Annotated in this window: 17 protein-coding genes; 13 read left to right on the top strand and 4 right to left on the bottom strand. The window is 67.3% G+C overall.

The window, feature by feature from the left end:
• Nucleotides 1-302 precede the first annotated feature (302 nt).
• The 4 genes from AC1DYU_RS16340 to AC1DYU_RS16325 all read right to left on the bottom strand — a co-directional run bounded on the left by AC1DYU_RS16340 (nucleotide 303) and on the right by AC1DYU_RS16325 (nucleotide 9,306).
• Nucleotides 303-1,679: a porin gene (locus AC1DYU_RS16340; RefSeq protein ID WP_476792548.1), complete on the bottom strand. Its 1,377-nt coding sequence runs from the start codon at nucleotides 1,677-1,679 to the stop codon at nucleotides 303-305.
• A gap of 411 nt (nucleotides 1,680-2,090) precedes the next feature.
• The gene (locus AC1DYU_RS16335) at nucleotides 2,091-6,425 is read right to left on the bottom strand and encodes a translocation/assembly module TamB domain-containing protein (RefSeq protein WP_476792547.1); all 4,335 of its coding nucleotides are present in this window, start codon (nucleotides 6,423-6,425) and stop codon (nucleotides 2,091-2,093) included.
• Nucleotides 6,425-8,281, bottom strand: a complete 1,857-nt coding sequence (locus AC1DYU_RS16330) for an autotransporter assembly complex protein TamA (RefSeq protein WP_476792546.1) — start codon at nucleotides 8,279-8,281, stop codon at nucleotides 6,425-6,427. The genes AC1DYU_RS16335 and AC1DYU_RS16330 overlap by 1 nt, the downstream gene beginning before the upstream one ends.
• Nucleotides 8,282-8,553: 272 nt before the next feature.
• Nucleotides 8,554-9,306 carry a hypothetical protein gene (locus AC1DYU_RS16325; RefSeq protein WP_476792545.1) on the bottom strand — a complete coding sequence of 251 codons (753 nt, stop codon included), beginning with the start codon at nucleotides 9,304-9,306 and terminating at the stop codon, nucleotides 8,554-8,556.
• A 210-nt stretch (nucleotides 9,307-9,516) separates the two neighbouring features.
• On the opposite strand from AC1DYU_RS16325, the gene AC1DYU_RS16320 reads away from it, so the two are divergent.
• The 13 genes from AC1DYU_RS16320 to AC1DYU_RS16260 all read left to right on the top strand — a co-directional run bounded on the left by AC1DYU_RS16320 (nucleotide 9,517) and on the right by AC1DYU_RS16260 (nucleotide 22,475).
• Nucleotides 9,517-10,011, top strand: coding sequence for a DUF4142 domain-containing protein (locus tag AC1DYU_RS16320; protein WP_476792544.1), 495 nt, complete (start codon nucleotides 9,517-9,519; stop codon nucleotides 10,009-10,011).
• 83 nt (nucleotides 10,012-10,094) lie between these two features.
• Complete coding sequence (locus AC1DYU_RS16315) at nucleotides 10,095-11,036, top strand: LysR family transcriptional regulator (protein ID WP_476792543.1); 942 nt, start codon at nucleotides 10,095-10,097, stop codon at nucleotides 11,034-11,036.
• Nucleotides 11,037-11,138: 102 nt separating this feature from the next.
• A complete protein-coding gene (locus tag AC1DYU_RS16310) occupies nucleotides 11,139-12,020 on the top strand; it encodes a shikimate dehydrogenase (RefSeq protein ID WP_476792542.1) in 882 nt (293 codons plus the stop codon).
• Between the two features lie 90 nt (nucleotides 12,021-12,110).
• A complete protein-coding gene (locus tag AC1DYU_RS16305) occupies nucleotides 12,111-13,247 on the top strand; it encodes an ABC transporter substrate-binding protein (RefSeq protein WP_476792541.1) in 1,137 nt (378 codons plus the stop codon).
• 162 nt (nucleotides 13,248-13,409) lie between these two features.
• Nucleotides 13,410-14,288, top strand: a complete 879-nt coding sequence (locus AC1DYU_RS16300; RefSeq protein ID WP_476792540.1) for a branched-chain amino acid ABC transporter permease — start codon at nucleotides 13,410-13,412, stop codon at nucleotides 14,286-14,288.
• Nucleotides 14,289-14,353: 65 nt separating this feature from the next.
• A complete protein-coding gene (locus AC1DYU_RS16295; protein ID WP_476792704.1) occupies nucleotides 14,354-15,307 on the top strand; it encodes a branched-chain amino acid ABC transporter permease in 954 nt (317 codons plus the stop codon).
• Nucleotides 15,304-16,047 carry an ABC transporter ATP-binding protein gene (locus AC1DYU_RS16290; RefSeq protein ID WP_476792539.1) on the top strand — a complete coding sequence of 248 codons (744 nt, stop codon included), beginning with the start codon at nucleotides 15,304-15,306 and terminating at the stop codon, nucleotides 16,045-16,047. The genes AC1DYU_RS16295 and AC1DYU_RS16290 overlap by 4 nt, the downstream gene beginning before the upstream one ends.
• Before the next feature lie 11 nt (nucleotides 16,048-16,058).
• The gene (locus tag AC1DYU_RS16285; protein WP_476792538.1) at nucleotides 16,059-16,796 is read left to right on the top strand and encodes an ABC transporter ATP-binding protein; all 738 of its coding nucleotides are present in this window, start codon (nucleotides 16,059-16,061) and stop codon (nucleotides 16,794-16,796) included.
• Nucleotides 16,793-17,854 (top strand): Gfo/Idh/MocA family protein, encoded by a 1,062-nt coding sequence (locus AC1DYU_RS16280; protein WP_476792537.1) that lies wholly within the window; start codon nucleotides 16,793-16,795, stop codon nucleotides 17,852-17,854. Before AC1DYU_RS16285 ends, AC1DYU_RS16280 begins: the two co-directional genes overlap by 4 nt.
• A gap of 11 nt (nucleotides 17,855-17,865) precedes the next feature.
• Nucleotides 17,866-19,746 (top strand): bifunctional sugar phosphate isomerase/epimerase/4-hydroxyphenylpyruvate dioxygenase family protein, encoded by a 1,881-nt coding sequence (locus tag AC1DYU_RS16275; protein WP_476792703.1) that lies wholly within the window; start codon nucleotides 17,866-17,868, stop codon nucleotides 19,744-19,746.
• 79 nt (nucleotides 19,747-19,825) lie between these two features.
• The gene (locus tag AC1DYU_RS16270; protein WP_158487099.1) at nucleotides 19,826-20,113 is read left to right on the top strand and encodes a type II toxin-antitoxin system RelE/ParE family toxin; all 288 of its coding nucleotides are present in this window, start codon (nucleotides 19,826-19,828) and stop codon (nucleotides 20,111-20,113) included.
• Nucleotide 20,114: 1 nt separating this feature from the next.
• Nucleotides 20,115-20,402: an addiction module antidote protein gene (locus AC1DYU_RS16265; RefSeq protein ID WP_158487100.1), complete on the top strand. Its 288-nt coding sequence runs from the start codon at nucleotides 20,115-20,117 to the stop codon at nucleotides 20,400-20,402.
• Nucleotides 20,403-20,519: 117 nt separating this feature from the next.
• A complete protein-coding gene (locus tag AC1DYU_RS16260; protein WP_476792536.1) occupies nucleotides 20,520-22,475 on the top strand; it encodes a bifunctional 2',3'-cyclic-nucleotide 2'-phosphodiesterase/3'-nucleotidase in 1,956 nt (651 codons plus the stop codon).
• The last annotated feature ends 65 nt before the right edge of the window (nucleotides 22,476-22,540 follow it).

Here is a 22,540-nt window from a genome sequence, read left to right as displayed (position 1 = left end):
TTCAGGCGCTTCAACGCTGCTGTTCATGAACGAGCGCATGTCGCCGCCGGGCGCTCGCCGAGGCGGACGCGCACCATCGCGATATGTGTCCAAAACAAGACAGCGTCTTCTAGAAGGGGTTTCGCGAGCCGGCTGTCAACCGCCTTCGGCGGGGCGGCGCATCGATGACGCGGCCCGCCTAGCAAACTCCCGAATTAAGCGTCGCGGACCGGTCCGGCCATCCTATAGCAGCCTCGAGCTATGCCCTAACGCAAAAAGCCCCGGGTTTCCCCGGGGCTTTCCGATCAGATCGCTTGAGGCGATCAGAAGTCGCGCTGGATGCGCAGACGGCCAGCGATGGCGTCGTCGCTCTTGACCAGGCGGCCACCGGCAGCCAGGGCCGGGCGAGCGCCGGCATTGTTGGTGGCCAGGACAGCCTGCTTCAGCTCGGTACGGGTGTAGACGACCTCGACACCGATATCCAGGCCCGAAACCGGCGACCAGATCAGGTTGCCAGCAACGATGAGTTCCTTCGGATCGAGCGGACGCGCAACCACGCCGGGAACAGCCTGGGCGGCCAGCGTGTAGCCGAGGCTCAGCTCAGAGTACGAGCCGTAGATCTCGGTGCGCAGCTGCGGGGTCCAGAAGTGCTTCAGCGCCGCGACGATCGACCAGCCGGTCGCCGAGTTCGTGTTGCCGAGCGCGCTCACGCTGTAATCGGCAACAATCAGCTGGTTGCCAGCAACCGAGCTGGTCTGACGACCGGCGCCGAACTGACCACCCCAGCCGAGATAGCCGAGAGCGCCGTCAGCATAGGCCGCCTGCAGGAACAGGACGTCGCCAGCAGCCAGCATCGGCAGGTTGATCTTGACGCCACCCTGAACGGCGAAGCCGAGCTCATCCTTCGTGTTGGCGAACAGAACGCCGGTGTTCGAGATGTTGCGCTGGGTGATGGCACCCGACAACTGGGCCGAACCCCAACCCTGATCGACGCGCAGCGAGGCGACGATGTCGGGCATGTCCTGGCCGAGGGTCGTCGAGAGCGCAGCCGGGCTGACAACACCGTTTTCACGGGTGCCGGTGCCGGTGTTGCGATCTTCGAGCGACACGGTGGCCGAGAAGCCCGAACCGAAGGTGGCGGTGTAGGCCAACAGGTTCAGACGGCTGTCAGCCGTGCGCAGCGTCGAGAAGCCGAAGTCGTTCGCGTAGAAGTCGAAGAACGACTGAGCGCGACCGGCGGTGATCGGCCCGAACTGAATGAAGGCCAGATCGAGGAGCGAAGCGGTGGCCGAAGCGGTGTTGCGAGCGGTGCCCGGAGCGATGATGCCCTGGTTGCCGTTCGTCGTGCCGGCATAGAAGCCCGAGCTGTTGGTCAGCTCGTAGCGGAAGAAGGTGCGCAGTGTGCCGTAGGCGGTCGCGGTGCGAGCGTCGACGTTCAAGCGACCGCGAGCGCGGGTGCCGTAGGCGTCCTGGCCATCGCCGTAGCGGGTGCCGACAGTGTACTCAGCGCGAACACGGCCACCAACGCGGAGGCAGGTGTCGGTGCCGGGGATGTAGAAGAAGCCAGCGCCGTAAGCAGAGCAGACGCGGACGTATTCAACGGGGGCCGCCTTCCGCGAGGGAAGATCGGCAGCGTGAGCCCCGGCGACCGCGGCGATGCCGGCGGCGGAACCGAGGAGGAGGCTCTTAACGAGCTTCATTGGTAACCTCCAAAAGAGTTTCGAGACCCTCGGGCTTCGGCCTGTTCTGTTGGTGACTGGCCCCAGGAGACCCAACCACCGAACCTGCCTATTCCCGGCCTTTCGCCCGCGTCCCTGACCATTCAGAGGCGAAGACGAAAAACAGCGACCGGGAACGTCCCGACGCAGGACAACCATTACGAATGCCGGGGGGCCGATCAACCTTCATCACGCCGCCGAGAGGCTCCGGGGGGTGCTTTGGACCCCGGTGTTGCAGGCAAGCCACGCTTTGACCGTCGAAATTTACCGACCATTAACCGCGTGACGCCCGAAGGCCTTGTTTCAAGCGGTTCCAGAACAGAATCGCCGGGAGCGACCATCCCGGCCGATTGAGCGCTTGCCGGAATCGATTCTCGGGATCGACGCAGCCGCTCAGTATTCCCACTCGGCGCCGACGCCGACCGAGGCGCTTCCGTCGGCGCCGGTCTCGGCCTGGACCTTGAGGCGGCGCGTCACGTCGATGTTGACCGAGACGCCGCTATCCTCCGGCCTGGCGCCGGCCTTGATGCCGACCGAGACGTTGTCGCCGATATAGCGGGAGACGCCGACGGTCGGGCCGCCGGCGCCGACCTGGATGTCGAGATTGTCGACGCCGAGCGATTTGCGCAGGCGCTCGAACGAATCGTCGCCGCCCCCGCCAGCGAATTGCGCCGCGGTCTGCGCCAGTTGCAGCGCCTGGAAGGGGGATAGAGAACCCGATGCCCGCGCGAAGAGCAGGCGCGAGAGCACCTCGTCCTGCGGCAGGTTGGGATCGGAGGTGAAAGCGAAGGAGGGCTGGTCGGCCGGGCCGGTGACGATGACACGCGCGGTGACATCCGATGCACGGGTCTCGGCGACGAAATCGAGTTCCGGCATCGTGCCGCCGGTGAAGGTCAGGCGGCCGCGGCTGAAGTCGAGACGCTGGCTCAGCACGCTGAGTCGCCCGCGCCGCAGTTCGAAGCCGCCATCGAGCGCCGGGGCCGCCAGGGTTCCGCCCACCCTCAGCTGACCGCCGAGTTCGGCGTCGATGCCGCGTCCGCGGACGAAGACCCGGTTCGGCGCCGAGACCGTGAGCGCAAGCACAGCGTCGAAGGCGGGCGCCGGCCGGGCGCCGCGTGCCGCCGGTCGCGCCTGCTTCTTCTGGGCTGCTAGCCGGGCGGCAGCCGTGCCTGTCGGCCGGACATGCTTGATTCCATCGACCGGGCGCAGCGAGGCCGGCAGACGGTCAGGCACTGCGACGTCAAGCGAGAGCACATCGACGCGTCCGCTCAGGCGCGGCCGCTGCGCCAGCGGCCCCGAAATCTCGAGCCCGAGATCAGCGACGGCGGTGACGATGCCGCTCGACAGCAACTGCGCGCGGTTGCCCTGGATGCGGATCGCGCCCGGAAAGCCGGCCGCAGCATCGAGCGAAAGCCGGCCGCTGGCCGAAAGCGTGCCGCCATTGGGCGTCTGGGCGCTGGCGCGCTCGATCACGAGATTCTCGCCATTGGCCGCGAGGCGCGCCTCGATGGCAGTGAGGCGCACGCCCTGGAGCGCGTCGGTGAAGCTGCCGCCCGAGAGGGTAGCCGATCCGCTCAGACGCGGCGTCGCGAGCGTGCCGGCGGCGCGCATATCGAGCGCGACCGCGCCGGTGACCCGCCTGCCCTGCGCGCCGATCAGCGGATTGACCAGCCCCGCATCGAGTCGCCCTTGGGCCGCGAGGTCGAGCGCGCCCGCCGCGCCGAGCGGCGCCGTGCCGCGAATCGTCAGGCTGGCGCCGCGGCCTGCATTCAGCGTGGCGTTGACGCTGGTCTCGCTGCCCTTGAAGGCGCCCTCGCCCGAAATCTCGATCGGCGGCAGGCCGGCCTGCCGGGTCTCCGGCGTGGTCAGCCGGGCGACCCGGACGTTCCACGGTCCCGTCAACGCGTCAGGCTTGCCCGCCACCTTGGCCTGCGCGTTGAGCGTGCCGCCGATGTCGATGCTCGGGGCCAGGATGCGGGCGGCCGAGAGCGGAATGTCGCGGGCCGTCAGGTTGAGGTCCAGCGTCTCGCCGGCGCGGCCGTCCAGCGTCAGCCGGCCATTGTCGATCGCGACGGCAAGACCGGCGATCTCGATGCCGGCGGCCGGGAAGCTGAAGATGGCGGGGTTGGCGAGCGCGATGCGGCGGCCGTCGCGGCGAGCCTCGAAGGAGGCGAGTTCGAGCTTCAGCGGCTCGCCCGGCACGAGCCGGCCGGCGCCGTTTAGCGCAAAGCCGCGCGCGGCGGCGCTGAGCGTAAAGGCGCTGGCCTCAGGCGCGCCCTTCGAATCGAAGCGGATCGCGCTGATCGCCTCGCCGGCCGCGACGGCGCGGTCGATGGCGAGCGCGGCGTCGAGGCTGGGCCGGCCATAGATGTCGGTCGCGGCGGCAGTGGCGTCGAGCTTGTCGATCGTGATCGAGGGACCGGCGAGGCGCGTGCCCTTGGCGGTCAAATTGAGGTTTTGCCGGCCTTCGACCACAGCGAGCGTGATGTCGGCATCGAGCTGGCCGCCGAGCTTGGTCAATGCCAGCGCCGAGAGGTCGTCGAGATTGCGGGCGGCGAGCGTCAGATGGCCGGCGGCGCGGCTGGCGGGGTCGAGCGTCAGCCCGCCATTCAACCGCGCGGAGCCGACGGTGAGATCGAGCGTCGACAGGTTCCAGCCGTCGCCGGGCGAGCGCGCGAGCGCGACCGTGCCCGTCGCGGGCTTTGAATCGATCTCGCCGTTCAGCGTCAGGCGGGAAGCGAGCGCGCCCTGGAGATCGCGAACGACGGCGTCGATGGCGAGGCGCGGGATCGGGCGGGCCAGCGCCGTGGCATTGGCGACCGCGATGCGGGCGGTGGCGTCGAGCTTGTCTCGCGGGCCGGTGATCTGCGCGGTGATATCGCCCCTGCCCGACAGGCGCGCATCGGCGCGCTTCAGATCGGGCAAGGCAAGTGCAAGCTTCAGGTCGGAGGCCTGCCGGCCGATGCTGCCATCGGCGGTGAAGGCAGCGTGCTGGCCGGCGAGCCGCAGGCCCGTGACGGTCAGGTCTCCCGCGAGGGAGCGCACCTGCCCGGCCAGCGTGAGGTTGCCTGCGAGCAGCCGGTCCAGCACGGCATCGCCGGTGGCGAGCCTGTCGCCGCGGCCGCTCAGCGTTGCGCCATAATCGTTGAGGCGCGGCGTCGCATCGATCTCGGCTCCGATCTCGGCCCGGCCGCCGAGCGTGCGCCCGGCAAGGCCGCTGAGGCGCGCGAGATCGGGCAGTACGGCCTGGAGACGGCCGAGCACGCGGGCATTGCCGGCCTTGCCCTTGTAGTCGAGCTCGACGCCGGACATGGCGAGCCGCAGCGTCTCGAAATCGGCGGTGCCGTCATCCTGTCCGGTGCCGCGCAGGGTGAAGCTGACGCGCTCGCCCACGGCGCGGGCGAGCGCGCGGTCCGTCAGCGCGATGCCCGACGCCTCGCCATCGGCCGTCAGGGTGATACGGGTGCCGGGCTCGCCGATGATGCCGGTCGGCGTGGCGTTGAAGCGCATGCCTAGGCTGGCGAACGAGCCGGCAGGCAGCCTGGCATCCTGCGCGTCGAGCGTGGCGACGATGGTCGGCCCCGCGACCGGCCCCTTGATCGTGGACTCGAAAGCGAGCTTGGCGATCTCGGTGCCCGAGGCGACGGTCTTGCCCTCCGCATTGGGGCGGGCGGCCGCGGTAACGCGGATGTCGAGCGTCCTGTCGGCCCTGTAGCGGCCGAGCACGTCGAGGCGGGCAAGAGCGGAGACCAGGGCAAGATTGCGGATGTCGATGTCGCCGCCATCGGCGAAGCCGACCAACCCATCGAGCCGGGTCGAGCCTGCAAAGACGGGCGCGACCGGCGGCGGCATCAGGCCTTCGATGCGGGCATCGAGCGCAAGATTGAGCTGGCGCTCGCCGCCGCTGCGGTCCAGCCGGGCCTGCCCCTGCGCACCGATGGTCGGGCCGGCGGTGAAGACCAGGGTCGAACCGAAGGAATCGAGCGGGCCGTCACCGCCGAGATCGAGCTTGACCGGCGGTTCGCCGGGCAGGCCTGCGACCTTCGAGATCAGGCCACCAGCCGGCTCTTCGAGCTTGACCGCGAGTTGCAGTCGGGTCGTCTGCGGAACGAAGGCAAGGTTGACGCTGAAGGTCCCGGCCGCATCGAGCCGGCGCGCATCGAGCTTGAGGTCGAGGCCTTCGTTCGGCGGGCCGAGCGTCGCCGACCCGGTGGCACCGAGCCGCGCGGCCACGCCGAGCACCGGCTCGCCCAGCGCGAGTTCGTTCAGCTGGAAGGCGCGGACGATCACCTTCAGCGGCAATTCCGGCAGGATCGGCTGGTCGCTCGGCGGGGCTGCCCCGGCCGGCTGAGGCGCCTGCTTGCGCAGGAATTCGAGCTTGCCGATCTCGAGGCGGTCGATATCGAGGCGCCGCAGCAGCAGCGCGCTGCGCGTCCAGATCAGGCGGGCGCGGTCGAGCTTGAGCCAGGGGCCGTCACGATCGGAGAGGACGATGTCGCGAATCTCGACATCCGAGGAGAGCGCGCCGTTGACCTGCCCGATCGAGACCTGGCTGGTGTCGCTCGACAGCGCCTTCGAGATCAGGTCGGCGACGACGCCGCGATCGGTCTGGGCATTCTGGGCGAAGCCGCCGAGATGCGCGGAGGCGAGGAGGCCCGCGACGAGGAGGACCACGAAGAGCGCGAGGCGCGGCAGACTCGGCCAGGACAGGGAGCGCGCGCGGCGCATCAGAAGGCCTGCCCGATGCTGACATAGAGCGCGACCGGCTTGTCGCCCTTGCGGGGATTGAGCGGGGCCGCGACATCGACGCGGATCGGGCCGATCGCGGTGTAATAGCGCAGGCCGAGGCCGGCAGCCATCTGGAGGCGCTGCTTGAAATCGGGAACGCTGCCTTCGAAGGCGGTTCCGGCATCGAAGAAGGGCACGAGGCCGATCGTGTCGGTGATCTTGATGCGGGCCTCGACCGAGCCTTCGAACAGGCTGCGGCCGCCTGTCAGCCGGCCGAGCGGGCCGAGCGGCGAGAGCGTGCGGTAGGCATAGCCGCGCACCGAGCCGCCACCGCCAGCATAGAAGCGCCGCGTCGCCGGGACCTCGTCGAGATCGGCTCCCGCGATCGAGCCCAGGCCGATGCGTCCGGCCAGGACATAGCGGGCGTCCTCGTCGAGCGCGTAATAGGCGGACAGTGCCGCCTTGCTCTGAAACAGTCCGACGGTGGAGCCCAGGAAGGTCGGATAGGGCGTCACCGAGGCCGTTGCGCGGATGCCTCGCGTCGGATCGAGCAGGCTGTCGGTCGAATCGTATTTCACCGAGAGCGGGATGCCGACGAGGGTGTAGTCGACCTGGCCGAGCACGTCGCTGGTCTGGCCGCGTTCGACCTCGATGCCGGCCTGGACCGAGAAGGTGTCGCTGAACCGGCGCTGGATCGCGGTGGTGACATTGCCGTAGCGGGCGGTGTAGCCGCCATAGCGGTTGGTGCCGATGCGCTGGCGCGTCGCCGTACCATCGAGCAGCCAGTCATAGCGGCTGCCGCCAAGCGCGGGCTTCAGGAAGCTGAAGGAGAAGCGGCCGCCGAGGTCCGAGCGCTCGAAATCGCCAATCGACTTGATCTTGGTGCCGTCGATGCGCGGCGCCAGGAAGATATCGCCTTCGAGGCGGAGCCGCTCGGCACCGCCGAACAGGTTGCGATGCTCCCAATAGGTCTTCACTGCCGGGCCATCGATGGTCGAGTAGCGTGCCGAGAAGCCAATCAGGCGCTTGGGCCGCTCGGTGACATCGACGAAGATCGGCAGGTTGCCAGCGCCGTCGAGCTTGTCGGCCTCGCGTATGCGAACCGAGGCAACGGCGGGGATGGTGGCGATCGATTTGCGGGTGTCGGTCAGCGCCTTCGGCGTATAGGGATCGCCCGGTTCGAGATAGATGAAGGAGCGCACGACGGCGGGCGGAATCTCGGCGGTCTCGCCGATCGTCACGTCGCCGAAGCCCGCCACCGGGCCGGGCTCGACCACATAGGTCACGTCCATGATGCGCGCGGCGTGATCGACGACAGGGCGAAGCTCGACCACCTTCGCAAGCGGCCGCGACTGGGCGCGGAGACTATCGACCAGCGCGGCCTGCGCCGCTCGCAGCGCCGAGGCCGTCGCGGGATCGCCTGGCTTCAGCCGCGTGACCTTCTCCGGGTTGACGATGGCCGGCGTGCCGGTGATGCCGCGCTCGCTGACGGCGACGTTGCGCAGGCCGAAGACGGGGCCGGGTGCGACTTTGACGGTGATCGGCACGGCATCGCGGTTGCGATGGGCTTCGAGGGCGCGGACGAGCCTTGCATCGGGCTCGGCCCCGACCTTCAGCGTCGCGCCATCGACGGTGAGCGCGACCTCGGCATTGAAATAGCCCTGCGACCAGAGCGCATCGACGAGCGGGTTGAGATCGGCGGCCATGCGGCGCGCCAGCGTCTCGCCATCGGGCGGCGCATCCTGGCGCAAACGGTAGAGCAGCGAGGCGTCCTGCAGGGTGCGCGTCAGCGCCTTGGCGTCATCGGCTTGGCCGAGATCGAAGTCGAGGCGATAGGGCAGCGTCGCCGCGCTCACGTCCGGCGGCGCGTCCTTTTTCGTGAACAAACCGAAGATGTCGAGCGACGACAGGTCGAAAGCGTGTGCGGGCGCGGACTGGACACCGAGCATCGCAGCGAAAGCGCAACCGCCTCCGCCCACAACAGCGCGGGCCGCCCTCCGCCACAACCGCATCCCGCCTCCAGACAACGCCACCCGCACGCGACGATTAAGGTCTAACTGTGTTCAGAGCGTGATCAAGTGTTAACGTCGCTGATCTTGGGCTCATCGACAAGGCAGCGCGGCAGTTCCTAACGCAGGGTCAGCGTTACTGTTCCAAGCGGGCTGAGTTTCGTCACGATCTCGCCCTTGCCCGGCGAGAGAACGCCGCCGCAGAGGCTGCCCGTGGTGACGATCTGGCCGGCGCGCAGGCCGTCCATCAGCTCGTCCTTGCGGTTCGCCCAAGCGAGGAAGGGCGTCATCGGATCGCCGTTTCCATGCACCGCCGGCTGGTCGTAGATCGTGACGCCGTTCAGCGAGATGAAGCAGCCGAGCCCGGTCAGATCGTCGAGAACCTTGATGTCGAGTTCGGGGCCGAGATAGTAGCCGCCATGGCCTAGCGCGTCGGCGAGCCAGAGCGCGAAGGGCACACCCTGCCAGTTGGCGAGACGGCTTTCGACGATCTCGATGCCGAGATAGGCCTTGTCGCAATACCCCAGCAGTTCGGCGCGTGAATAGGGCTGGTTGGGCCGCATCGGCACGTCCCTGGACAGCCGCAGCGCGATCTCGATCTCGACGCGCAGCTCGGCCCCGATCGCGCCGTCATAGACATCACCCAGCGCCAGCCAGGGCCCCGGCATCAGCCCGGCGACCGGCAATCCGCCCTCGGCGATGGCGACCTTCCAGCCGGCCTTGTCATGGCCGAGACGCTCGGCGATCTCGCCCTGCACGGCCAATCCCTCGAGGAAAGACGCGGGAACCGGCTGCTCCGTCATCTCGATCAGGGCCTTCTCGCGGCGGGCGGCGACCAGCGCATCGCGTAGGGTCTCGTTGGTGGTCGGCATGCGTTTCGTCCCTGTCGTTCTTGCGGATCGTCTGGTCGGGTCGCCCCGGTCTGCAGTGCCTCGGGCACTGCTTCCATCCCGCCCCTTCGATAGACGCGTGGGCCGGGTTGAACAAGGCGCGGCGTGCCTGACATCGCTGCCAACCAGGGAACCTCGCCTCCCCTGCCGGGTTGCTCGACCATCCCGTATCCAACATGAGGCACCGCCGCGATGAGACCGCTTCTGCCGATCCTCACGGCGCTCGCCCTGACCGCCTCACCCGCCTTCGCCCAAACATCGCCGCCACAGGATTTCGCGGCGCAGACCACTGTGGCAACCATGTTCGGGGTGGAATCGGCGACGCTGGCGCTGCACAAGACGAGCTCGCCCGAGATCAAGAGCTTTGCCCATCGCCTCGCCAACGACCTTGGCACGACGGGCAGCAGCCTGCGGCAGATCACGGCGCGGCGCTCCGACATCGCGCTGCCGGAGCGTCCCGACGGCCGCCATCTCGACATGTTGCGCGATCTCGCCGCGATGCAGGGGCGCGATTTCGACAAGGCCTATGTGACGGCGCAGCGGGCGGCGCAGGAAGAGGCCGTGACGCTGGTCTCGGCCTATGCGCAGAGCGGCTCCGATCCCGAACTGAAGGCCTTCGCCGCAAAGACCCTGCCGAGGCTGCAGGACCTGGACCGCCAGGCGAAGGCGCTGCCGACGCCGGACTGAGCCGCCCTGCCCCGCGCTCGCCGGCTTGACAGCCGGGCGCGGCTTGCCTCCGTTTGCCCGCCTTGACGGGGGACGCGTGGCCGATGCTCACCTTGCGACAGATCGAGGTGATCCGCGCCATCATGATCACCGGGACGATCAGCGGCGCGGCGAAGCTGCTCGCGGTCTCGGCGCCGGGCATCAGCCGGCTGATGAAGCACACCGAACGGACACTGCGGCTGAAGCTGTTCGAGCGCCGTCATGGCCGTTATGTGCCGACGCCGGAAGCCAACGATATCTTCGAGCAGATCAACGGCGTCTACAAGAAGGTCGACGACCTGCACTACACGCTGGCGCGGATCGAGCGCGGCGGCGGCATCGAATTGCGCATCGGCTCGGTGCCGAGCATCTGCCATGTCATGGTGCCGCGCGCGATCGAGCGGCTGAAGCGCAAGCACCCCGACCTGCGGCTCGACATCAACATCCTCAAGATCGAGGAGGCACTCGACTATCTCCTGCTCGGCAAGGGCGAGATCGCGGCAATGAGCTACAAGCTCGACCATCCCGGCATCGATTTCGTGCCGCTCTCGATGGGCGAACTGCTCTGCATCGTCCCCGACGGGCATGAACTGGCCGGGCGCGAGATGATCTCGGCCGCCGAGATCGTGCGTCATCCGCTGATCGGCATCGACCCCAACGATCCCTATGGGCGGGTGATGGCCGAGATCTTCAGCCGGCAGGGCCTGGACTACGACATCGTCATCAAGGCGCGCTTCGGCACGACCGTGTGCTCGCTGGTGCGGGCCGGGCTCGGCATCGCGGTGATCGACCAGTTCACCGTGGCGCATGGTTCGATGCAGGGCATCACCACGATCCCGATCGCCGAACCGACGCAGTTCCAGACCTATGTCGCGATCAAGAACGACAAGGCCCTCTCGCTCTATGCCGAGACCTTCGTGACCTTGCTGCGCGAGGAGATGAATGCGGTGGTCAGGCCGCGTCAATCCACGCCGGCAGAGCGTGCTGGAAAGATAACATCAGGTTAGGTAATCCGATCGAATTGGTTATCGCGTTATCGCCCGCGATCGGCTTATCTGACGGCGGCAACGCCTGCTGAGACGACGGGCGAGCCACACAGGGATGAGATGATGCCGGACTTTCCCATCGCCAGCCGGACGAAGCGCGTGCTGCTCGGCCTGATCGGTACGCCGATCGCGCATTCGGCCGCGCCGGCGATGCATGAGGCGGCAGCACGGGCCGCCGGGTTCGAGCTGCACTACCATCTGATGGACGTGGCGGGAGCGGGCCGCACCGACCTCGTGGCGATGCTCGACGGCGTGCGCCGGATGGGCTTTTCCGGCATCAACGTGACCTTTCCCTACAAGGAGGCGGTCGTGCCGCTGCTCGACGCGTTGTCGCCGGAAGCGGCCGCGATGGGCGCGGTCAACACGGTCGTCGCACGCGACGGCAGGCTGACCGGCCACAACACCGACGCGACCGGCTTTGCCACCGCCTATCGCGCGCTCGGCCGCGCTGACGGCGACGCCCCCGTCGCGATCATCGGCACGGGCGGCGTCGGCAAGGCGATCGGCTTCGCGCTGGCCGGCTGCGGCGTGCGCCATCTCAAGCTGTTCGACAGCGACCGCGCCAAAGCCGAGGCGCTGGCAAGCCAGATCGGCCAGCGCGCCAAGGTCGAGATTTCCGCCAGCGTCGAGGAGGCGGTTTCGGGCGCGGCCGGCATCGTCAACGGCACGCCGATCGGGATGCTGCCCAATCGCGACAGTCCCGTGCCGGCTGAGCTTATCCAAAAGTCTCACTGGGTTGCGGACGCGGTCTATCATCCGCTCTGGACTCCGCTGCTCAAAGCCGCGCAGAAGGCCGGCGCCATGGTGATGACGGGACGCGAGCTCAGCATCAACCAGGCGATCGACGGCTTCGCATTGTTCACCGGGACGCACCCCCCGGCGGGCGCGATCGCCGAGGCCTTCGACAAAGCCCTGGCGGCGCAGGAGGCGAGCCACGCAGCCTGAGATCACGACGATCACCAACGACCCGCGACAGCCGGGCGGGCAAGAACGCCAAAAAGAACACCACCAACAAGAACCCTGGAGGAGACACCGATGAAGACCCAATGGATCATTGCCGCCGCGCTGAGCGCCGGCCTCACCCTGCCCGCTTTGGCGCAGGACAAGGTCAAGCTCGTCGACGTCGTCGAGCTTTCCGGAGCGGGCGCCACGGCCGGCACCAACTGGAAGAACGGCATCGACCTCGCCGTCGCCGACATCAACGCCAAGGGCGGGATTCTCGGCAAGCAGATCGAGATCACCCACTACGACACGCAGACCAACCCTGGAAACACGCGCGCCGCCGTGCAGCGCGCCATCGACGAGGGCACCTATGCCGTGCTTGGCCCGGTCTTCTCCGGCCCGATCGGCGCCTCCATGCAGATCGCCCAGCGCGCCGAGATCGCCCAGTTGGTCGGCGGCGAGGCGGCCGGCCTGACCAAGCAGGGCAATCAGTATCTGTTCCGCACCTCGCTCAGCCAGGCGGCAGCGATGCCCAAGATCGCCAAATACCTCAAGGACACGGTCAAGGCCGGGTCGGTCGCGGTGGTCTGGGTCAACAACGACTTCGGCAAGGGTGGGCGCGACGCGATCATCCCCGAGCTGGAAAAGGCCGGCATCAAGGTCGCGGCCGATGTCGCCACCGAGCAGGGCCAGGCCGATTTCGCCGCCGACGCGATCAAGATCAAGAACTCCAATGCCGACGCCGTCTTCGTCTATCTGAACGAGGAGGAGAGCGCCCGCTTCCTGCGCGCCGCCAAGCAGCAGGGCATCACCAAGCCGATGGTCGGCGAGACCACGCTGCTTGGCGCCAAGGTGATCGAACTCGCGGGCGAGGCCGCCAACGGCGTCAAGGGCCATGTCGGCCTGTCGATCGACGCGCCGATCCCGGCCTTCCAGGAGTTCGGCAAGAAGTTCCAGGCGAAGTACAACTACGCCTCCGACCATAACGGCCTGAAGGGCTACATGGCCGTCTACATGATCAAATGGGCGACCGAGAAGCAGAAGAAGTTCGACAAGAAGGGCGTCGCCGACACGCTTCGCGGCGCGACGATCAAGCCTTCCGACGAGCCCGGCATCCTGATCGAGACCACCATCGAACAGAACGGCGACCTCGACCGCGAGAGCTTCCTCGCCGAGGTGATCAACGGCAAGCAGGTGATCAACGCCACCCTGCCGAAGATCAAGCCCTGACGACTGCTTCCACCGTCGACGTCATCCCGGGCGAGCAGCGCTCGACCCGGGATCCATCGAAGGGCGTCACGGCTGCATGGATCCCGGATCTCCGCTTCGCTACGTCCGGGATGACACGCGCCTTTTAGTCAACGCAACGCTCATCAGAAGAGCGAGACCGCCATGGCCGAATTCATCGCCTACCTCATCGCCGGCATTGCCACGGGAGCGATCTACGCGCTTGCCGCGATCGGCTTCACGCTGGTCTGGCAGACCTCGCAGACGATCAACTTCGCCCAGGGCGAGTTCGTGATGCTGCCGGCCGTGCTGGTGCTGCTTGCGATCAAGCTGTTCGGCGCGCCGATCTGGCTCGGTGCGCTGATCGGGATCGCCGCCTTCATCCTGATCTTCGGCGTCGGCTTCAAGCTCGCGGTGGTCGATCCGATGATCCGGCATGGCGTGCTGCCGCTCGCCATCGCCACCATGGCGCTGTCGATCATCATGAAGGAAGGCGCCAAGGACGGCTTTTCGGCCGAGGCGCAGAACTTCCCCTCCTTCGTGCCGACGCAGACGATCGAGGTCTTCGGCGCGGCGATCTCGCTGCAGCACATCGCGATCATCGCCTGCGCTTTTGCCGTGATCGGGCTGCTGCAATGGTTCGTCGGCGGCACCAAACTCGGCCGCCAGATGCAGGCCACCGCGCAGAACCCGATGGTGGCGCGCATCCTCGGCATCCCGGTCGAACGGATGGTGCTGCTGACCTTCGTGATCAATGCCGCGCTGGCCATCGTCGCCTCGGTGCTGATCTCGCCGATCTATCTGGCGAAGTTCTCGAATGGCGAGGTGATCGGCCTGTTCGCCTTCATCGCGGCGATCGTGGGCGGCTTCAACCAGGTGCGGGGCGCGCTCGTCGGCGGGCTCGTCGTCGGCATCGTCGACAGCATGGCCGCCGCCTATATCTCGACGCAGTATCGGCTGGCCGTGCCGCTAGTGCTGCTCGTCGTGATCATCCTGCTCAAGCCCGAAGGGCTGATGGGCCGCAAAGAGGAGCGCCGCGTATGACCGCGCCCGCAACCCGTAGCGACCTGAGCCCGTCCCCTCGCCTCACCCGGCTGCCCGGTCTCGGCATGATCGACGGCACCTTTCTCACGCTGGTGATCGGCGCCGCGATCCTCTGGTTCGCGCCGGTCGGGATGGGGCGCTACGGCACCTATGTGCTCTCGCTCTGGCTGGTGATGAGCATCGCCGTGATGGGACTGAACCTGACGCTCGGCTATGCCGGTCTCAAATCGCTGGCGCAGGCTGCCTTCATGGGGCTTGGCGCCTACACCACGGCGATCCTGACGACGAAATTCGGCGTCTCCTGGTATGCCGCCTTCGCATTGTCGGGCCTGCTGACCTTCGCCGTCGGCATCGTGCTCGGCTTTCCGGCTCTGCGGGTGAAGGCGCATTACCTCGCTTTCGTGACGCTCGCCTTCTCGACGCTGATCTGGCTGGCCCTCCGCAACGAGCAATGGCTGACCGGTGGCGTCTTTGGCATCTCCAACATCAACCGGCCGGATTTCTTTGGGATCAAGCTGTTCGGCGCGCTCGAATTCCACCGCTTCGTCGTGGTCGTCACCCTCATCCTGGCGGTGGCGCTGTGGTGGCTGATCCGCAGCCCTTGGGGCCGTGCCTTCACGGCGCTGCGCGAGAACCCGATCCGGGCGGCGAGCCTGGGCATCGACACCCGCGCCTATACGCTGCTCGCCTTCGCCATCGGCTCGGCCTATGCGGGCTTTGCGGGCGCGCTCTATGCCCCGCTGGTCGAGTTCATCGACCCCTCGCCCTTCTCGCTGTCGCAGAGCTTCTTCCTGCTGCTGATGGTGGTGGCGGGCGGGGCAGGCTACCTGCTCGGACCATTCGTCGGCGCGCTGCTCGGCGTCGTGCTGCCGGAATGGCTTCGCTTTGCCGGCTCGCTCTACCTGATCATCTTCGCGGGAATCGTGATGCTGCTGCTGATCGCCTGCCCGCAGGGCGTCAGCGGCCTGATGGAGCGCGGCTGGGCCAAGCTCACCGGCAAGCGGGGAGACGCTCGATGAACCAGGTTCTGGAAGTCAGCAATCTCCACAAGGCTTTTGGGGGCATCAAAGCCGTCAACGGCGTCTCCTTCTCCGTCAATGAGGGAGAGATCCTTGGCATCATCGGCCCCAACGGCTGCGGCAAGTCGACCCTGTTCAACTGCATCCTCGGCCAGTTGGAGCCGACCGAGGGCAGCGTGAAGCTCGACGGCCGCGAGGTCACCAATATGCGGCCTTCAGAGCTGAACCGGCTTGGCGTCAGCCGCACCTTCCAGCTCCTGCAGGTTTTCCCGGAGCTGTCGGTGCGGGAGAACCTGATCCTCGCCGGGCAGGAGCATGAGGGCTCGATGCTGTCGCGGCTGTTCGGGGCGCGCGATGCCGGGCTGACGGAGAAGGCGCAGCAGATGATCGGCTTCTTCAAGCTCGGCCATCTCGCGGATGCCAAGGCGGGCGGGCTTTCCTATGGCCAGCAAAAGCTGCTCGACGCCGCCATGGCCTTCATGGCGGGCCCGCGCCTCGTGCTGCTCGACGAACCGGCCGGCGGCGTCAACCTGACCATGCTCGGCGATTTGAAGGAGCGGCTGCGCGCGATCAATGCCGAGCAGGGCGCGACCTTCGTCGTGATCGAGCACAACATGGATTTCGTGATGAGCCTGTGCTCGCGGGTGATCGTGCTGGCCGAGGGCAAGGTTCTGGCGGAAGGCACGCCAGCGGAGGTCAGGGCCGACCCGGCCGTGATCGAAGCGTATCTCGGGCATTGAGGAGCGACGCCATGAGCACCCCCATCCTCGAACTCGACGGCGTGGTCGGCGGCTATGGCGCCATGACCATCTTGAACGGCACGAGCTTCAAGGTGCCGCGCGCCGCAATCACCACCGTGATCGGCCCCAACGGTGCCGGCAAATCGACCGTGTTCAAGGCGATCTTCGGCCTGCTCAAGGTGCGCGAGGGCCATATCCGGCTTGAGGGCTCCGACATCACCAATTGGAGCCAGCGCAAGCTGCTGGAAGCCGGGATCTGCTATGTACCGCAGGGCCGCAACATCTTCCCCGAGCTGTCGGTGCGCCACAATATCGAGTTGGGCGCGGTCGCCGCCGGCTCTGCCATCACCGACATGCCCAAGCGGATCGAGGCGGCGCTCGATCGCTTCCCGGCACTGCGCGCCAAGGCCGATGTGCAGGCTTCGACGCTGTCGGGCGGGCAACAGAAGCAGCTCGAGATCGTGCGCGGTCTGCTGCTCGATCCCAAGCTCGTCCTGATCGACGAGCCCTCGATCGGGCTTTCGCCGATGCTGGTGCAGGAGACCTTCGCGATCCTGATGGAGCTTCGCGCCAGGGGCGTCACCATCCTGATGATCGAGCAGAATGCCCGCTCGGCGCTGGAGATTTCCGATGAAGGCCTCGTGCTCGAACTCGGACAGACGCGGATGCAAGGGCCGGCCGCGGACATCTTGGCCGACCCGCGCGTCGCGCAGCTGTTCCTGGGTGGCGCACTGACGGAGGCGGCGTGACCGCCCGCCTCGCCATCGCTCTTGTCGGCGCGGGGCTGATCGGCCGGGCACATCTCGCCCGGCTCGACGCCTCGGCCGATTGCGATTGCGCGGCGATCTGCGACCCGAGCGATGGCGCGAAGGCGCTGGCGGCCGAGCGCGGCAAGCCCTGGTTCCCGTCCCAGCGCGAGATGCTGGCAGCGATGACGCCGGATGGTGCGATCATCGCGACGCCCAACGCGCTGCATGTACCGGGCGCGATCGATTGCCTGGAAGCCGGCGTTCCCGTGCTGGTCGAGAAACCGCTGGCGGAGAGCGTCGCGTCAGCGCAACGGCTGGTCGAGGCGCAGGCGCGCACCGGCGTTCCGGTGCTTGGCGGCCATCACCGCCGCCACAACCCCATCGTCAAGGCAGCGCGCAAACTGGTGCAGGAGGGCGGCATTGGCCGGCTGGTCGCGGTCAATGCGCTGTTCCTGATCCGGAAGCCCGACGATTATTTCGACGTCGCCTGGCGGCGTGAGGCGGGCGGCGGCCCGGTGCTGATCAACCTGATCCACGACATCGACAACCTCCGCTTCATTTGCGGCGAGATCGGCAGCGTGCAGGCGATGACCTCGAACGCGACGCGCGGCTTCGCGGTCGAGGATACCGCCGCGTTGATCTTCCGCTTCGCCGATGGCGCGCTGGGAACGGCGACCGTCTCTGACACAACACCCTCGCCCTGGAGCTGGGAATTATCCTCCGGCGAGAACCCGGCCTATCCGCAGCGCGACGGGCATTGCTACCTGATCGCGGGCAGCGAAGGCTCGCTGTCGCTGCCGAAGCTTGAACACTGGCGCTATGAAGGCCGACAGGGCTGGTGGGAGCCGTTGCTGCGCGAAAGTCTTGCGGTCACGCCCGTCGAGCCGCTGGCCGAGCAGCTCCGGCATTTCTGTGCCGTCATCCGTGGGACGGAGACGCCGATCACCACCGCTACGGACGCCGCCCGCACGCTTGCCGTGGTCGAGGCCGTGGGTGAAGCTGCGCGGCGTGGCGGCCCCGTCAGCGTCGCGCAACAGGCAAGGGACGAGGCCGCATGAAAGCGAGCGCGATGAACCCGACCTCGATCGCCACCGTCTCGCTCAGCGGCGACCTGCCCGAGAAGCTGCAGGCGATCGCAGCCGCCGGCTTCGACGCCGTCGAGGTCTTCGAGAACGACTTCCTGACCTTCGACGGCGGGCCGCGCGAAGTCGGGCGCATGGTCGCCGATCTCGGCATGACGATCTCGGCCTTCCAGCCCTTCCGCGATTTCGAGGGCATGCCGGAACCGCTGCGGGCGCGCGGCTTCGCCCGGGCCGAACGCAAATTCGCGATCATGAACGAGCTTGGCGCCGAGCTGATGCTGATCTGCTCGAACGTCTCGCCGCAGGCGCTGGGCGGCATCGACCGGGCGGCGGCGGATCTGCGCGAACTCGGCGATCTCGCGGCGCGATACGGCGTGCGCGTCGGCTATGAGGCGCTGGCCTGGGGCCGCCACGTCAACGACTACCGCGACGCCTGGGAGATCGTGCGCCGGGCCGACCACGAGCGCATCGGGGTGATCCTCGATTCCTTCCACACGCTGGCGCGCCAGTCCCCGCTGGGGCCGATCGCCTCGATTCCGGGCGACCGCATCTTCCTCGTCCAGCTCGCCGATGCACCCAGGCTCGACATGGACGTGCTGAGCTGGAGCCGGCATTTCCGCTGCTTTCCCGGCCAGGGCGACCTCGCCGTCGCCGATTTCGTCAAGGCGATCGCGCAGACCGGCTACTCCGGGCCGCTCTCGCACGAGATCTTCAACGACCAGTTCCGGGCCGGCTCGGCACGCCGGCTGGCGACCGACGGCATGCGCTCGCTGATCGCGCTGTCCGACCAGGCCACGCCGCATCTGCCGCCGCGCGCGCAGGTTCTGGGCGTCGAGTTCATCGAATTCGCGCTCGACGAGGACACGGCAGCTGAGCTGTCGGACCTGTTCTCGGCCCTCGGATTTCGGCAGACCAGCATGCATGTCAGCAAATCCGTGGCGCGCTGGAGCCAGGGCGACATCAACCTCCTGCTCAACACCGAAAAGGACGGGTTCGCACAGTCGCATGCGATCATGCACGGCCCCGGCGTCTGCGCGATTGCCTTGCGGGTCGACGATGTCGGGCAAGCTATGGCGCGCGCAGGCGCGTTGAAGATCCCGAGCTTCGAGCAGCCGGTGGGACCGGGCGAGCTGCAAATCCCCGCCATTCGCGGCGTTGGCGGTTCGCTGATCTATTTCACCCAGCCCGAGGGCGAACTCGGGCATATCTGGGAGAAGGATTTCGCGCCCGTCGCCGGGGCGAAGACGCTCGCGGCGGCCGCGCTGCTGCAGAGCGTCGATCACATCTCCCAGTCGATGGACTATGAGGAGATGCTGTCCTGGCTCTTGTTCTATAGCTCGCTGTTCCAGCTCGACCGCATTCCTCAGCTGGCCATCGCCGATCCCGGCGGGCTGGTCGAAAGCCGCCCGCTGGTCAGCGCGAGCGGCTCCCTGCGCTTCGTCCTGAACGGCTCGCAGGCGACGCGGACGTTGTCCTCGCGCTTCGTCTCGGAGCATTTCGGCTCGGGCGTGCAGCACATCGCCTTCGACGCGCCCGACATCTTCGCGGCGGTCACTGCGATGCGCGCGGCCGGGCTGTCCTTCCTCGACATCCCCGAGAACTACTACGAGGATCTGGAGGCACGGCACGGGCTGGAGCCCGCCTTCATCAACGCTCTGCGCGACCACCACATCCTTTACGACCGCGACGGCGAGGCCGAGTTCCTGCAGGTCTACACCCATGTCTTCGCGCAGCGCTTCTTCTTCGAGATCGTCGAGCGGCGCGGCGGCTATGCCGGCTTCGGCGCGGTCAACGCGCCGGTGAGGCTGGCGGCTCAAGCCCGGGAAGCGCGCCCTGTGACGATGCCGCGCTCGCTGTGGGAGCGGTAGTCGCCAGAGCACGCCCACCTTGATCGACAACGCGTACTTTAATTGACACCGCACAGCTCGACCGTGTATCAAGATACACATGATCAGGGTCGTCGAGACCGCCGTGTTCGCAGACTGGCTTCAGGACCTGCGCGATGTGTCGGCACGGGCGCGGATCGTTGCCAGGATCAGGCGGGCGCAAGGCGGCAATCTCGGCGATGTGAAGCATTTCGACGGCATCGGCGAGATGCGGATCGACTATGGCCCGGGCTATCGGTTGTATTTCGTCCAGCGCGGCGCCGAACTGGTGATCCTGCTGTGCGGTGGCGACAAGCGTCGGCAGGCAGCCGACATCGCCAGAGCAAAACAGATGGCGAAGGATCTTTAGGATGCCCATCGAAACCCGGGACTTCGATGTCCGGAACTATCTCAAGACGCCCGAGGATCAGGCCGCCTATGTCGAGGCTGCGCTGGAGCATGGTGATCCCTCCTTCATCGCCGCCGCGCTCGGCGACATCGCCCGGGTGCGCGGCGTGACGGCGTTCGCCGCCGAGACGGGGCTGAGCCGAGAGGCGATCTACAAAGCGTTCAAACCGGGCGGGAACCCGACGCTCGACACGCTCTCGAAAGCAACGAAGGCCTTGGGATTGAGGCTTTCAGTCGTGCCTGCTGCCTGAGATCGGACGCGCTGCCTCACGGCACAATTCCGAACGCATCCAGTCACGATCTTCGCGTGTCACGGCGCTGCCGCAATGCTAGCTTCCGTATCGCGGCATCACCATCAGGAGCAGGCCATGGCACGCGAACCCCGTTTCAACCGCCGTGACACGCTGAAGGCCGCAGCCGTAATGGGGGCCGCAGCCGCCCTGCCCTCGGGTCTGGCCGCTCAGACGCCCGCCCGGCTGAAGCTGCGGGTGCTGGAGACCACCGATCTGCACGTCAATGTCGTGCCTTACGACTATTTCCGCGACGCGGCCGACGACACGGTCGGCCTCGCCAAGACCGCGAGCCTGATCAAGGCGGCTCAGGCCGAGGTCAAGAACAGCCTGCTCTTCGACAATGGCGACTTCCTGCAGGGCTCGTCGCTCGGCGACTACATCGCCTACAAGAAGGGGCTCAAGGCCGGCGAGACGCATCCCATGCTGGCTGCGATGAACGCGCTGCCTTATGTCTGCGGCACGCTCGGCAATCACGAGTTCAATTACGGACTCGATTTCCTCGACAACGGGCTGACCCGGGCCGAGTTCCCGCTGGTCTGCGCCAATGTCGAGAAGATCGGCGGCTATCCGCTGGTCGATCCCTGGCGACTGTTCGAACACAGCCTGGAGGACGAAGCCGGGCAGCAACATGTCCTCAAGATCGGGGTGATCGGCTTCGTGCCGCCGCAGATCATGCAGTGGGACAAGGCCAATCTCGAGGGCAAGGTCACCGCTTCCGACATCGTCAACGCCGCCCACAAGCATCTGCCGGAGCTTCTGAAGGCCGGCCCCGACCTCGTCATCGCGCTCTGTCATTCCGGCATAGCGGGCGGCGAGCGCAAGGGCATGGAGGAGAACGCGGCGCTGCACCTCGCCGCGCTCGACGGCATCGACGTCATCCTGACCGGCCACCAGCATCTGGTCTTCCCCGGCGGCAAGGCCTTCGACGGCATCGCCGGCGTCGATAACGTCAAGGGCACGCTGCACGGCAAGCCGGCCTGCCAGCCCGGCTTCTGGGGCTCGCATCTCGGCATCGTCGACCTTGAACTCGAGAAGCGCGGCGAACGCTGGCAGGTCGCGTCGTTCAAGGTCGAGCCGAAGCCGATCTTCGAGCGCACGCCCGACCGTAAGATCGTGCCGAAGGCCTCAGCCGAGCCCGCCGTGCTCGCCGCGGTCAAGGCCGACCACGAGGCGACGCTGCTCTATATGCGCGAGCCGGTCGGCAAGACCGCATCGCCGATCAACTCGTTCTTCGCGCTGGTTGCCGACGACCCGTCCGTGCAGATCGTCGCCGAGGCGCAGATCGCCTATGCCAAGGGGCTGATGGCGCAGACGCAGTGGAAGGCGCTGCCGATCCTGTCGGCGGCCGCGCCGTTCAAATCCGGCGGGCGGGCGGGGCCTGCTTTCTTCACCGACATTCCGGCGGGACCGATCGCCATCAAGAACGTCGCGGACATCTATCTCTATCCGAACACGGTCCAGATCGTGAAGGTCACGGGCGCGCAGGTCGCCGAATGGCTGGAGCGCTCGGCCGGTATCTTCAACCGCATCGACGCGGCCAAAACGGCTGAGCAGCCCTTGATCAATCCGGGCTTCCCGGCGTTCAATTTCGACGTGATCGACGGCGTCACCTACAAGATCGATGTCACGCAGGCCTCGCGCTATGACGGCGACGGCAAGCTCGTCGCGCCAGACGCACGCCGCATCGTCGACCTCGCCTATGAGGGCAAGCCGATCGACAAGGCGGCCGAGTTCCTCGTGGTCACCAACAATTACCGCGCCTCGGGGGGCGGCAACTTCCCGGGCACGAAGACGACGGTGGTGCTGGAGGCGCCCGACCTCAACCGCGACGTGATCGTGCGCTACATCCTCTCGAAGGGCTCGATCGAGCCGAAAGCCGATGGCAACTGGTCGATCGCGCCCCTGCCGGCCAGCGTCGAGGCGACCTTCGTCACCTCCCCCGCCGCGGCCGGGAAGTTGCCCGATGGCCTCAAGGCCGAGGCTGTGGGCGATGGCGGCGAGGGCTTCGCGAAGTACCGGCTGCGGAGCTGACCGGCCGGGCAAGAGCTTGCCGAGCAAGGACTTGCCTGGCGCCCGTCGGCGCGCGATCCTCCCTG

Source organism: Allobosea sp. P2_B12, assembly GCF_056404835.1.
The sequence above is the reverse complement of the archived record's forward strand: the minus strand, read 5'-3'. Positions and strand labels throughout refer to the sequence as shown.

What these genes read in the sequence shown, in the direction of transcription:
- AC1DYU_RS16340 (WP_476792548.1), bottom strand. Translation starts at nt 1,679, where the DNA reads ATGAAGCTCGTTAAGAGCCTCCTCCTCGGTTCCGCCGCCGGCATCGCC.
- AC1DYU_RS16335 (WP_476792547.1), bottom strand. Translation starts at nt 6,425, where the DNA reads ATGCGCCGCGCGCGCTCCCTGTCCTGGCCGAGTCTGCCGCGCCTCGCG.
- AC1DYU_RS16325 (WP_476792545.1), bottom strand. Translation starts at nt 9,306, where the DNA reads ATGCCGACCACCAACGAGACCCTACGCGATGCGCTGGTCGCCGCCCGC.
- AC1DYU_RS16320 (WP_476792544.1), top strand. Translation starts at nt 9,517, where the DNA reads ATGAGACCGCTTCTGCCGATCCTCACGGCGCTCGCCCTGACCGCCTCA.
- AC1DYU_RS16315 (WP_476792543.1), top strand. Translation starts at nt 10,095, where the DNA reads ATGCTCACCTTGCGACAGATCGAGGTGATCCGCGCCATCATGATCACC.
- AC1DYU_RS16310 (WP_476792542.1), top strand. Translation starts at nt 11,139, where the DNA reads ATGCCGGACTTTCCCATCGCCAGCCGGACGAAGCGCGTGCTGCTCGGC.
- AC1DYU_RS16305 (WP_476792541.1), top strand. Translation starts at nt 12,111, where the DNA reads ATGAAGACCCAATGGATCATTGCCGCCGCGCTGAGCGCCGGCCTCACC.
- AC1DYU_RS16300 (WP_476792540.1), top strand. Translation starts at nt 13,410, where the DNA reads ATGGCCGAATTCATCGCCTACCTCATCGCCGGCATTGCCACGGGAGCG.
- AC1DYU_RS16295 (WP_476792704.1), top strand. Translation starts at nt 14,354, where the DNA reads ATGATCGACGGCACCTTTCTCACGCTGGTGATCGGCGCCGCGATCCTC.
- AC1DYU_RS16290 (WP_476792539.1), top strand. Translation starts at nt 15,304, where the DNA reads ATGAACCAGGTTCTGGAAGTCAGCAATCTCCACAAGGCTTTTGGGGGC.
- AC1DYU_RS16285 (WP_476792538.1), top strand. Translation starts at nt 16,059, where the DNA reads ATGAGCACCCCCATCCTCGAACTCGACGGCGTGGTCGGCGGCTATGGC.
- AC1DYU_RS16275 (WP_476792703.1), top strand. Translation starts at nt 17,866, where the DNA reads ATGAACCCGACCTCGATCGCCACCGTCTCGCTCAGCGGCGACCTGCCC.
- AC1DYU_RS16270 (WP_158487099.1), top strand. Translation starts at nt 19,826, where the DNA reads ATGATCAGGGTCGTCGAGACCGCCGTGTTCGCAGACTGGCTTCAGGAC.
- AC1DYU_RS16265 (WP_158487100.1), top strand. Translation starts at nt 20,115, where the DNA reads ATGCCCATCGAAACCCGGGACTTCGATGTCCGGAACTATCTCAAGACG.
- AC1DYU_RS16260 (WP_476792536.1), top strand. Translation starts at nt 20,520, where the DNA reads ATGGCACGCGAACCCCGTTTCAACCGCCGTGACACGCTGAAGGCCGCA.